This window comes from Tolypothrix tenuis PCC 7101 (assembly GCF_963874875.1).
GTDB lineage: Bacteria > Cyanobacteriota > Cyanobacteriia > Cyanobacteriales > Nostocaceae > Aulosira > Aulosira tenue.
The window spans coordinates 8,463,443-8,475,783 of record NZ_CAWNJS010000001.1; the positions used below are offsets into that span (position 1 = coordinate 8,463,443).

The window sequence follows — 12,341 nt, forward strand, 5'->3', positions numbered from 1 at the left end:
AGCTTACAGAGTTGACAATACTTTGTCGCCAACTCAAAGTTGAGTCTTGAAAAGAACGAAAGGATAGGCGTAATCTATCTCTGCGGCTAATCAGCAACCGAACTTAAGTTCAGTCACAACTTAGCAAGCCCTCGTTTCAATGCTGTAACTACCGCCTGAGTGCGATCGCTCACGCCTAATTTGCTCAAAATGCGATTGACGTGAAATTTTACCGTACTTTCAGTAATATTCAAAGCCACACCAATGTCATGATTGCTTAAACCATCGACCATGAGATGAATGACTTCTCGCTCGCGATCGCTCAACTCTGGATTGTTCATGCGTTGCACCAGCTTGGCAGCAACTTCGGAAGGGATATATTGTTGCCCGCTATGAACGATATGGATGGCATTGAGGAGCGCTTCGGGTTCAGCATCCTTAAGTAGATAGCCTTTAGCGCCAGCGCGTAATGCACGATAAATATCTTCATCACCATCGTAAGTGGTTAGCACAATAATCGGGGCATGGGTAAATTCAGCGCAGATGGCGATGGTCGCATCTACACCGCTCATGTGGGGCATACGTAAGTCCATTAAGGTGATATCGGGTTGTAGCTGTTGATAACAGGCGATCGCCTCCTGCCCATCGCCTGCTTGTCCCACCACGGTCATATCTGGCTCATTCTCAATCATGGCGGCGAGTCCCTGGCGGACGATCGCGTGATCATCAACAAGTAAAACGCGAATGGTTGCGGACTGGCTCATACTGCTGCCTCCCAGTTCACCGTGACAAGCACTTCTGTTCCCTGCCCCAGTTGACTTTCAATTGAGAGCTGTGCCCCAATGTGTTCGGCTCGTTCAGTTATTCCCAGTAGGCCAAATCCTTGTCTGAGCGTGGTAGTGGTGACTTCAAACCCCTGTCCATTGTCTTTTATTCGTAAAAAGCATAAGGTTGGCTCATAAACCAACTCAACTCGAATTTCGCTTGCATGAGCGTACTTGATTGCATTTGTAAAGGCTTCCTGCCCAATTCTCAGGAGATGATTCTCAGTTTCGGGTGGTAGCACATAGGGTGTGCCAATAATGTCGTAAATCAGGTGGGTTTCGGTTAAGGATGACATGGTGGATATAAATCGATCCAGTGCCGTCCACAGGTAGCCATCTTCTAGTAATTGGGGACGCAGTGCCGCAACCGATCGTCGAGCCTCTGTTAGCCCACTACGAGCCAGATCCCGAACCGTATCGATATGCGTCTGCACAGCATCTGGGTTGGTTGCGATTAATCGAGAGACGGCTCCCATGTGAACCAGAATCCCTGTAAAGGCTTGCGCTAAGGTATCGTGAATTTCCCGCGCCATGCGGTTGCGTTCCTCTAAAATGGAGGCTGCTTCGGCACGTTTGCGTTCTTGCAGTGCAGCGTTTCGCTGTTCGCTAATGTCGAAAGATACACCCAACATTCGCACAGGCTGTCCGGCTTCGTTATAGATTCCTCGACCTCGACTAACAAGCCAGTGAATACTACCATCTGGGTAAATTATTCGATATTCACCTTCATAATCAGTATGAGTTGCCAGAGCGGTTGTAAGCGCTTGCTCAACTCGATCGACATCTTCTGGATGAACCCGATCCCACCACACCCGATAGCTAACCTCAACTTCACCAGGCTCTACCCCCAGCAATCGAGTGTTGTTATCATCCCAATGCACTGTATTGTCTAAGATGTTCCAATTCCAACTGCCGATGTAGGCGAAATTCATTGTCAGCCTACGTTGCTCTTCACTTTGGCGCAGGGCGTTTTCAACTTGCTGACGCTGTTCAATCTCTTGTGAAAGCAGCAACGTTCGCTCAGTGACTTGTTGTTCTAACGTTTGGTTGTAGTCGGCTAGCAGTTTTTCTGATTGCTTACGCTCGGTAATGTCTTGAAAGGCGACGATCGCATAAGCCACCTTACCCTGTTCGTCAAAAACTGGAGTGCCCCATCCTTCAACGGGAATAATTGCGTTGTTTTGGTGAATCTCTACGTCGTCAACCCTGGTGCATTCGCCGCTCAACGCTCGGATAATTGGCAGTCTCTCACTCGGATAAATTTGATCGGTTCCCGTTACATAAAATTGATAAACCTCTGAAAGTTGCTCCACTGTGGCGGCAGGATCAACGCCTTTACCCATCAGATCAATGCCGCGCTGATTGACATAGTAAGGGCGACCCATCGCGTCAACAATACCAATGCCTACGGGAATCGCTTCGAGAAATTGAGCCATCTGACTTTCGCTAGCGCGGAGCTTTGAGTAGAGTTTAGCATTTTCGATCGCGATCGCTGCCTGCGTAGAGAGTAGATTCAGAACTTGGGTTCGATCGGGTGTAAAAACTCCTGCCGCTAATTGATTTTCTAGATACAACACACCAACAAGCTTGCTCTGATTCAGCAGCGGCAAACAGAGAAGCGATTGAGTTTGATTATTCTGAATATAGGGATCATGGATGAAATGACCTTCACGCGTTGCGTCATTTAAGAGGACGGTTTCATGGGTTCGGATCACATATTGAATGATTGATTCAGGTAAGCGATTCGTGATTGGCGTCGATTGGAGTACTTGGGTTGTGCGGACACTTTCACCTTCAACCAGATCACAAGCAGCGTCGATTCTCCATTCGCCTGCGTTTTCTAAAAGCAAACATCCGGTTTGCGCCCCAGCATTCTCGATCAGGATCTGCATTAACGAACTAAGCAACCGCTTCAGTTCAATCTCGCTTGAAATTGCCTGAGCTGCTTTCATTACTGTTGCTAAATCGAAAGCAACCTGCGAGGTATTAGAGGTAGTTCCAATTGTGGTGAGGATTAAAGGAGCATTTACACGCGATGATTGGGCAAAGAACTGGGGATAGCGCGTTTCCAAATCCTTGACTTTTGCGGTTGCCCCCCAGCGTTTGTAGCAATAATGAGCTTCTTTCATATAGAGTTGAGCAATCTTCTCTCGCCCTCGCCCTAGATAGAACTTGGCAGCCAATTCATAGGCTAACGCTTCTTCTTGAATATATGCGTTTTCTCTAGCCTCTTGAATTGCTTGTTCATAGAACTCCTCTGCCTCAAACAACTGACCTAAGACTCGTGCTTTTTCTGCTTCAACCAAATGATATTTATGCAAATAATTCATGGGTGCATAATGTGCCCATTGCTTCATCTTTTCCTGACTAACTACAACTTTTTTGAGAATTTCCTCATGCACCTCAGTACTGCTATCAAGATAGGTTGCGAGTCTTGCTAGAGAATCATAGAGATAGTACAAAGGCTGAAGGAAGGCACCTGTTAGTCGGATTAGATGAGTTTCTGCCAGGGCTGCATTTTTAACAGCTTGAGCATATTCACAAAAGAGGTAGCATAGGCAAAGTTTGTTGAAATGTACAGTAAAGATAGTACTTCCATCACTTGCCGCTTCATATTTTGGCAGTTCATTCTCCTCGTTGTAGAATTCGCCGATGAGTTGAGTTGGGCTAGTCGAACGTCCCATTAAGTTGACAACGACCTGCCGAAAGATTTGATTCCAAGTTAGTGCCGTTTCCTGTTTGATTTGATGGATTGCTTCACCATAAATCGCCATCTCGCGTTCAACCTCTGCGAGTTCTTTTCCATTGGCGTAGGATTGAAAACAGTGGGTATAAGCGCAGTAGGCAGCAGACTCTAAATCTCCAGTTTCTAGCCCAATGTGATAGCCTTCCAGTAATGGCTTCAATAATTCTCTAGCATGTTCTTTCCAATGGATGATGAAGTTATTAACGGACAGCAATGTTCTAGCTCTGAGTGTGTGGGTACGAGACTGTGACAACAGCCGTAGAGCAAGCTGTCCAAATTGGTAGCCAGCCTCGATGTTTCCGATCATTCCACAAAGAATTAACCCAAAGGTGGCATAGGCAAAGGGAGATATAGCAGCATTACCGTACTGAATTGATAAGCTGACTTGTTTAGTCACAAGCAGAGGCATTAAATTAGGAACCGCAACATAGGCGGCGATCGTAATGCTTGATAGAATTTTCATCGCTGCTAGCTTGTCCAGTTCAGTCATCTCTGGCAAATCGATCAAGCTCTCAACTTCTTTCTCATGGAAGAGACTGGTGATTGTTTCTAGTTCAAGGTGAATATCTGATTGACTAAGCGTTTTTGGGAAATTAATTTTCAATTGTTGCAAAACTTGCAATGCTGTATTGATTGCTTTTAGGGGTTGGTTCTGTGCAACATCGGTTTGAATTTTGACTTCGTAGGTTTTCACGCTATCAAGAATCGTTTTAGCTTCTTGTAAAACGATCGCTGCCCAGTATTCCACCTGTTCAAAATCGCCACACAGGTACGCGACTTCTGTTGTTTCTTGATATAATTCTAAGGTCAAGTCATAGTATGTTTGCCAGCTAGAAGCGGTTAACCATGCCCTGCCTGTAGCTAGATAGTTTTGCGCCGTACTGTAGGCGATTGCCCCTTTTGCTTTCTGACCTGCCAATAAATTTAGTTTGGCAATTTCATTTCGTTCTGGTTGATCTGTGACAAGCTCAATTCCATGATTAAGATGATCGACAATTTCAAACAGTCGGTCTGATAGTATCTCTGGCAAAATTTTTCTCAGGAGATTACGACCAATTTGTAAATGAACAATTTGTTTTTGCGACTCATCTATTAAGGTGTATGAGGCTTGCTGCACACGATCGTGTAAAAACTTATACTCTTGCATTAACAAATTTTCATCTAATTCAGATAGTGGTTGAATTAATCCAACTTGTATGGCTGTTAGTAAATCTTGAAAAATCGTTTCAGATGGTTGATCACAAACAATCGATAGAGTATCTAAATTAAACTCAGCGCCGACGCAAGCAGCTAACCGGAGAATTTGCTGTGTATTCTCTGGCAGTTTCTTCAACGTGTGAAGCATCAACTCCACAACATTATCAGTGATATCTTGGGCTTGGATCTGAGCTATGTTCCACTGCCAATTTAAGTCTTCAGCATCAAAGGTCAATAAATTTTCGCTATGCAGCATTCTCAAAAATTCACTGACAAAGAAGGGATTGCCCTCAGTTTTACGCAACACCAACTCAGCTAATGGACGAACTGTGTCTGCATTTTGATGTAGTGTCTCGGCAATTAACTGACTCAACGGCTTAAGCGTTAATGGTGTTAGGATAATTTCCTGAAGCACTGCCCCTTGTTTTCGCAGTCTCTCTAGCATTAATGCTAATGGATGCGTTGGATTTACTTCGTTATCTCGATAAGCTCCAATCAAAAATAGTGATTTGGTTTGCTCATCCAGTAGCATCAACTCGATTAATTTCAGCGTTGCTGAGTCTATCCACTGCAAATCATCTAAGAAGATCACAAGGGGATGTGATTCTGAACAAAACACTCGCACAAACTGCCCAAAGATGCGATGAAATCGATTTTTAGCTTCAGTTGCTCCAACTTCTGGTACAGGCGACTGCTTGCCAATAATTAATTCAACTTGCGGGATGATATCAATGATAATTTGTCCGTTGCTTCCCAACGCCGTTAGCAGGCGCGATCGCCACTGTTGCACTTGTTCGTCTGGTTCACTGAGCAATTGCTGCACCAATTTTTGCAGAGAAGAAGCGATCGCGCTGTAGGGAATATTGCGCTGGAATTGATCAAATTTCCCCCAGATAAAATAGCCGCGCCTTTGGGTGATTGGTTTATAGATTTCCTGCACTAACGCAGATTTCCCTACTCCCGCATAGCCAGATACCAACATCATTTCGACTTGGGATTTTGGATTGCCCGCTTGTTCCCTTTGAGAAGTCGTTTGTGAATTGTTTGGTAAAGCCGCGACGCAATTTGACTCTGGACACGCTACGCGATCAAACGCCGCCAGTAACATTGCAACTTCCTTGTCCCGTCCATAGAGTTTTTGGGGAATTTGAAATTGCCCCCAAACGTCTTGAAGCGCCAGTTGAATCCTAGAGATTTGACCGATTTGTGCTAATTGTTCAGCACAAATTTCTAAATCCGCTTTGATTCCCCAGGCACTTTGATAGCGATCTTCAGCATTTTTCGCCATCAGTTTGAGAATGATATCTGAAACTGGCTTAGGAATCGTTGTATTTATTTCATGAGGCGGAATAGGCTGTTTAGCTATATGACAATGGACTAGCTCAAGCACATCTGTGGTGGAAAATGGTAGTTGTCCAGTGAGCAGTTCGTAAAATGTCACACCAAGCGAGTAGAAATCGGTGCGGTAATCGAGCAAACGGTTCATCCGCCCGGTTTGCTCTGGAGATAAATATGCAAGTGTGCCTTCTAAAACATGAGGACTTTTGAAAGTCGGATTTGTGCGGTTAAATTGGGTGGCAATTCCAAAGTCAATAATTTTGACAACACCAGTATCCAGATTGAGAACTATGTTTCCAGGGTTTATATCTTTATGAATTACATTGGCTGCATGGATTCTGCCCAGAATGTCAGAGAGGGCGATCGCAAGACCAACAAAAGTCGATAAAGGCATCGGGCAGAAAATATCCGGACGCTTGTGCATCCATTGCTCTAAGGACTCTCCCCCAAAATCTTCTAAGAGAATCACCAGAGTTCGTTGATAATCCTGCTGGTTGTATGCCTTGATAACTCCTTCCAAGTTGAGGGAACGGGTAATTTTATATTCCTGTCTGTAGCGGGTTAGTTCTTGGAAAGTGGGATAATTAAGCTTTAGCATTTTAACTATGATTCCTACCCCATCGTTTCTTATACCTCGATACACAAGAGTATTAGAACTTTCGTATATCTTGTCTTGGATGGCGATACCAGGTAGAGCAATCATAAAGCAACGCTTGAGAGTATTGTCTGGCATACCTCAAACTATACAGCAATTCTAATTATAATGCCGTTGACAATTTACGAGGGTTCAAAGCCTGTAAAAACATCATTATTCTGCTAAAAGGGTGAGGAATCGTTCTCCTCAATCTTTGATACTTAAGTCTGGAATTGCAAAAACTACCAAAACAAGCAATGAAAGACGATCGATTAGAGATGCAAGACCCCCGGCAGCAATATCCCGCTCCGCCCTTTCCCGAACAACCGCAGCCCGTACCAGGACTTGCTCAAAAGATGCAGCCCCAACCGGATCACGGTGAGCAAAGCTACATTGGATGTGGAAAGCTTGCAGGTCGCAAGGCATTGATCACGGGAGCCGATTCTGGGATCGGGCGCGCTGTGGCGATCGCATTTGCGCGAGAAGGTGCTGATGTCGCGATCGCCTATCTTAAAAGCGAGGAGGCTGATGCTCAAGAGGTCATCCAATTGATTGAACAATCAGGGCGTAAAGCGGTTGCGCTTCCCGGTGACATCACCGACGAGCATTTTTGCCAAAAGCTGGTGACAGATGCAGTGCAATCTTTGAACGGTTTAGATATTCTTGTGAACAATGCTGGCGCACAGACATCTTACCCCTCAATTAGCGATATCACGACTGAGCATTTCGATAAAGTGATGAAGACAAACCTCTACGCGCTATTTTGGATTACCAAAGCAGCCGTTCCACATCTGTTACCCGGAGCATCGATTATTAACACCACTTCGATTCAGGCATATCAACCTTCAGCGAGTCTGCTTGACTATGCGATGACGAAAGCGGGCATTGAGAATTTCAGCAAATCTCTCGCAAAACAGATGATCAACAAGGGAGTGCGCGTTAATGCAGTCGCACCCGGCCCATTATGGACACCGCTACAGCCGAGTGGTGGTCAGACCCAGGACAAAATCGAGAAATTTGGTTCTGAAGTTCCCCTCGGAAGACCTGGTCAGCCTGTGGAAATTGCTCATACAGCCAAATTCAGTATTTATCTTTTTCTACAGAGAGCGAGCGCTAAGTTCTAAATAGTGCCGAAAGTAACACCCTGTTGTTTGAGCCACTTACGGTATGCAATAGAATAGCGATCGCTCGGTAAATGTACTTCTGCTTGCAAATCCAAAGGTAAGCGTCGGGGTTGCTGGGATTCGACAATGGCAATATCCTGACAACTGGAGTTTAGACTAAAGCATGACAAAATGACCCAGCAGCAGTGAGTTGACAAGTTACACATCTCAAAGCAAAAAAACTCAATGTCAAGCGGACTGTGGTTGTTCTTTTTTCGGCTTGGCAGTACTTTTTTTAACTGTAGGATAACGAATTCTACGCAGGCGAACTTTGCCAGCAGGCCAGCCTTGAGACTTTCCACGGGGTTTGGGTGAAACAGACGGTGTACCAATGGCGGCGAAAACTGCTGCCATTGCTTGAGCGACCCGTCCAGGGGACAATCTGGACTGTTTTTTCTGCCAAGGTAAAGGATTGTCATGTACAATCCCATGTGCAAGCCAAAGTTGCCAAGTCATCAGGGGTAAAAGGTCACTCCACCGCTGACACTGTTCTGGGGTACTCAATTGCGGCAGAGTCCAATGCAAGCGCCCTTTGGCAAAACGATACCAGTGGTCAATGGCAAATCGACGGCAGTAAAGCTGCCAGAATGAGGATAAAGCAGGCATAGATAGTCCCACCCACACCAACCATAAAGCCTTGTTTTTTGGCACACCAAATTCATCTAAGCGCTGAATTTGAATCAAATTCATGGAATGATCTTTGGACTGTTGAAAATGAAGATTACACCATAAGCGGATAGATAAACGCCCCATTTTTGGGTCGTTGACTTCAATGATTTGGTCAGGTGTCCACCATGTAGACGAATCGTTGAGTTTAAATTTATCACCGTGGATACGGGGACGACCAGTGCCGCCATAAGGTGGGGGCGCACCATACAGCAGTCGATTGGAGCGCAAACGCATTAATTTGTCTGCGGCAATATCGCTTGTTTGTTTCACGAAACTAGCACACCCGTATTCTGCATCCCACAAGCTAATGGGGCTTGTTGGCAGGTTTGAGCATACTAGTTTTAGTTGTGCGGCAGCTTTTTGAATTGGGTTCTCAAAACTGGTGATGCGTTCATGTAATAGGGGTAATGCCCAACTGCCCTCTGTTTCCGGCACAACTGCAATGGTGCTGTAGCCTTGTCCCAAGGTTACGGGTTTTGCCCCTGACATGGGTTGAACTTGATGCTCATAGGTTCGGTCTTTCAATGTTGGGGCATGTAATCTTGCCCAAGCTGTATGGTCTCCTGCTAAGATGATTTTTTCTGTGGGATTGAGTTGTTTTATATACAACTTCATCAGTTCGGTTCGGGGCGGATTTCCGTCTTGTATTGCCTCGTATACACTCGACCATTGCCTGCGAAACACGGGAGACACTGATAGTTCTGCAAATGAATTAATACTACGTGTTACTAACACTGCATCCATCAAGTCGAATAAGGCATCTTTGGCTTTACCCAGGATAGTGTACACACCTGTGCGAAATTGTTTAAGCTTTTCTAATGTCATGGTCAAGCTGTTAATTTTTTTCCTTTTATCAGCATTGACCAATTTGCGGTTAGTTCAACATCGCTGACCGCTTTTTTTGTTCGCGGATTTTTCTCCTGTTCAGCTATGTCCTTTTTTTGACTATTTTTCTCTCAGTGTTATTTTCCCCGCCAACCCTATTTAGTCTAAAGTCCAGTAATTAGCAAAATTCCGTTGGTTTTCAAAGTAGCAAAGTTAAATTCAAGCATTGAGAACTTTAGAGAGCGCTACTAACTTTTGTTCTAGTAGTGTTCGTAACTGTTGAAGCTGTTCATGGCTAGCTCCCTGTAGCGAATCCTCAGATAGTTCCTTAATTTTTTGAATTACAGCTTTCACTTCTTTCGATTCAGATTTTTTGTTCTTTAAATATTTATCCTTAATTGCTTTAATCAGTTCACGGGTTTCTGGGACTGTCAGGTTTTCGTTTAATACTTTATTTGTGGCGGCAATTCGCTCAGAGGTTGCTTGTTCTTCCTTTATGTCAAGTACTTTTGCTGAAAGTGTTGCCAATGCTAAAGCATGAGCGCCCTTCAAGCCTCTTTGCCTAATTGCATCTTTCAAATCTTGAGGTAAGAATAGCATTGGCATAAGATTAGTTTTTACAGAACTTGGATTTAAGCCTAGTTCTAACAGTGCTAAAAGTAGACTTTGCTCTGTATCTATAACTCCTAACTGTTCTAAACCTTGTTGCTGCTTTTCAGTACTAACATTGATGAGATGTGTTAGTTCTTTACTATTACCATCTCTTTCTATTCGTTTAAGTACTGTTCCTAAGAGCGTAAATATTTCATCTATTGTTAAATCTGTAGACTTAGTTACTTCTTTAAATACCGCCTCTGCCTTATCTAAAGGGTTTAAATCCTCAAAACCAAGAAAAGTAATAAGTGCAGATTGGGTTAAGTCTCTAGGCATTGGAACCACTACAGCGCGAATGGTTTTCCATCCTAGAACCCTTGCACCCTCAGTACGCAGTTGACCATCAAGCAGCATATAGCGTCCGTTTTCCTGAAGTACCAGAATAACTGAAGAAATTTGCCCATGCTTTTTGAGTAAACGTGCTTTCGCTTGAATTGATTCTGATGTAATTGTCTGCCGAGGTTGGTTGGGGTTGGGATCAATCAGATCTAAGTCAATTTCGACTTCTCCTGATTGATTTTGTAACTGTTCTCGAAGTTTTTGCAGTTCTATTTCTAAATCTGGGGATTGGGTAGCTCTTAGGCGCTCGACTTCTGCCTGAAGCTCGGTAATCTTTTGTTCTTGATCTGTTTTTTGAATTGCACCACTGAACCTGTCAGCAATTCTTGGTAAGGCCACGGTTATTTTTTCTCCTTTCTATCTTTGATTAAAGCTGCTAAATCGTCTGCTATTGGTTTGAAATCTTTACAAGCAGGGTGCTTGGGACGGTAGACTTGTAAAGGCAAGCCGTGAGCGCTAGCATTTTTGAATTCATTCGAGTTACGAACTTTGGGGTAAAGCTTCAAGTGTAACTGTTTGGCAATTTCTGGCAATTGCTCCAAATATTGTCGATGCATTGCTACGGATTCATCATACATACTGGGTACAAAACCTAGAATTGGTGGTCTAGGGTCAAGATGTAATTCTTCTGCTGTGGAAATACACCATTCTACTAATTCAGCTGAACCTGAAATAGCTTTCATTTCTAATTGCACTGGTACCAAAATATGTGTTGACGCTGCCAAAGCATTGACATTGAGCATCCCCAAGGTGGCTGGACAATCCAAAATTATTAAGTTATGGGGTAATGGAAAACTCTTGAGGCGATCGCTTAGTGCGTACTCTCCTCGTTTCCTAATTACCAATTCGTTCGCTATCTCAGCTAATAGTGGATGTCCTTGACAAACTTCTACATTGACATTGAAATCTTTCCAGACTGGAGCAAGAGACCAATTTCCTTTGAAATCCTTCGATAAAACTTCTACTAAAGTCTTGGATGGTTCTGCTGGAGCTAGACCACAAAATACATCTAAAGAACGCTGTGGATCTAGATCTATCATTGCTACTGAAAAGCCACGTCGGCTCATTTCATAAGCAAGATGTACACTAAGCGTAGTTTTCCCTACACCACCTGCATTTGCCAAAAGTGAGATAACTATCTGCTTCATAAGATTACTTTTTGTCGAATTTTAAAATTCGACATCACTCTATTAAATATTTACTTTTAAAGATGTTTCTGGTGAAAACGCCCTTAATTGAGACAATTGTCTTTAGAACTAAGATAGGCAGTTGTGTCTGCTACCATATCATGTCTTGCTAGAAGTGCATAGCTACTATTTTGACACTCTAAGAATTGTCAAAGTAATCCCAACATATTAAAAAGCTACAACATTTGATTAGAATAAATGCTGGCAAAATCAATATTATAACTACCACTGAAACTTTTTCTGATGTCGTATTTTAAAATACGACATCTTAGAAATCTTAAATTTACTCATCTTATTAGAATTGTTCTTGGGATTGCTTGTTAGCGTTCTACGCTACTTGGCTTATGGTATCCAACAAAAACAAACCTAAATCTTTATGCAGTGCTTTATTATGTTGCGGACAACCAGTTGAATGTAGACATTTTGGACAACCAGCTTCACAATCACATTCAGATGCTAGCGCATATGCTTTAGCAGCGAAATTGGTCAAGTCAGAAAAGATAGCTTCTGCTGCTCCATTACCACCTTCACAAGTGTCAAAAAAATAGCCAATTGTTCTAGTTTCTTTTTGCGTAACTATTCCATCCACATCTAGGCTAGAGGACAAAACTACAAGGGGTACAGCTTTTACTATCTGGTGTTGGATGCTATGGACTGCTGTAAAATCAGCACTACTAGTCCATAGTGTTTGGTATTGTTCAGGAACTTCACCTCCTGTGGAGGTTATAATTTGTTGTTTGTATTTGTTGACTTGTACTTATATCACTTTTTGCAGGGGTTCATTTA

At 43.4% G+C, this 12,341-nt stretch carries 8 protein-coding genes; 1 reads left to right on the forward strand and 7 read right to left on the reverse strand.

The window, feature by feature from the left end; all coding sequences use genetic code 11:
• Positions 1 to 113: 113 nt before the first annotated feature.
• Together AACU25_RS33335 and AACU25_RS33340 are read right to left on the reverse strand one after the other, a co-directional pair.
• Entirely contained in the window at positions 114 to 743 is a 630-nt protein-coding gene (locus tag AACU25_RS33335) for a response regulator (protein WP_096583054.1), read from the reverse strand.
• Positions 740 to 6,787 carry an AAA family ATPase gene (locus AACU25_RS33340; protein WP_096583056.1) on the reverse strand — a complete coding sequence of 2,016 codons (6,048 nt, stop codon included), beginning with the start codon at positions 6,785 to 6,787 and terminating at the stop codon, positions 740 to 742. Before AACU25_RS33340 ends, AACU25_RS33335 begins: the two co-directional genes overlap by 4 nt.
• 188 nt (positions 6,788 to 6,975) lie before the next feature.
• Between AACU25_RS33340 and AACU25_RS33345 the strand changes: the two genes are divergently transcribed.
• Entirely contained in the window at positions 6,976 to 7,842 is an 867-nt protein-coding gene (locus tag AACU25_RS33345; protein WP_199347536.1) for an SDR family oxidoreductase, read from the forward strand.
• Here the strand turns inward: AACU25_RS33345 and AACU25_RS33350 are convergent.
• From AACU25_RS33350 to AACU25_RS33370, 5 genes are all read right to left on the reverse strand, one after another.
• Positions 7,839 to 8,012: a hypothetical protein gene (locus AACU25_RS33350; protein WP_339382097.1), complete on the reverse strand. Its 174-nt coding sequence runs from the start codon at positions 8,010 to 8,012 to the stop codon at positions 7,839 to 7,841. The genes AACU25_RS33345 and AACU25_RS33350 overlap by 4 nt on opposite strands.
• 58 nt (positions 8,013 to 8,070) lie before the next feature.
• The gene (locus tag AACU25_RS33355) at positions 8,071 to 9,375 is read right to left on the reverse strand and encodes an NF041680 family putative transposase (RefSeq protein ID WP_096579305.1); all 1,305 of its coding nucleotides are present in this window, start codon (positions 9,373 to 9,375) and stop codon (positions 8,071 to 8,073) included.
• 219 nt (positions 9,376 to 9,594) lie between these two features.
• Positions 9,595 to 10,707 (reverse strand): ParB/RepB/Spo0J family partition protein, encoded by a 1,113-nt coding sequence (locus tag AACU25_RS33360; RefSeq protein WP_321206921.1) that lies wholly within the window; start codon positions 10,705 to 10,707, stop codon positions 9,595 to 9,597.
• A gap of 2 nt (positions 10,708 to 10,709) precedes the next feature.
• Positions 10,710 to 11,516, reverse strand: a complete 807-nt coding sequence (locus tag AACU25_RS33365) for a ParA family protein (RefSeq protein ID WP_096583060.1) — start codon at positions 11,514 to 11,516, stop codon at positions 10,710 to 10,712.
• A 367-nt stretch (positions 11,517 to 11,883) separates the two neighbouring features.
• Complete coding sequence (locus AACU25_RS33370) at positions 11,884 to 12,285, reverse strand: Zn-binding domain-containing protein (protein ID WP_339382120.1); 402 nt, start codon at positions 12,283 to 12,285, stop codon at positions 11,884 to 11,886.
• Positions 12,286 to 12,341: the final 56 nt, after the last annotated feature.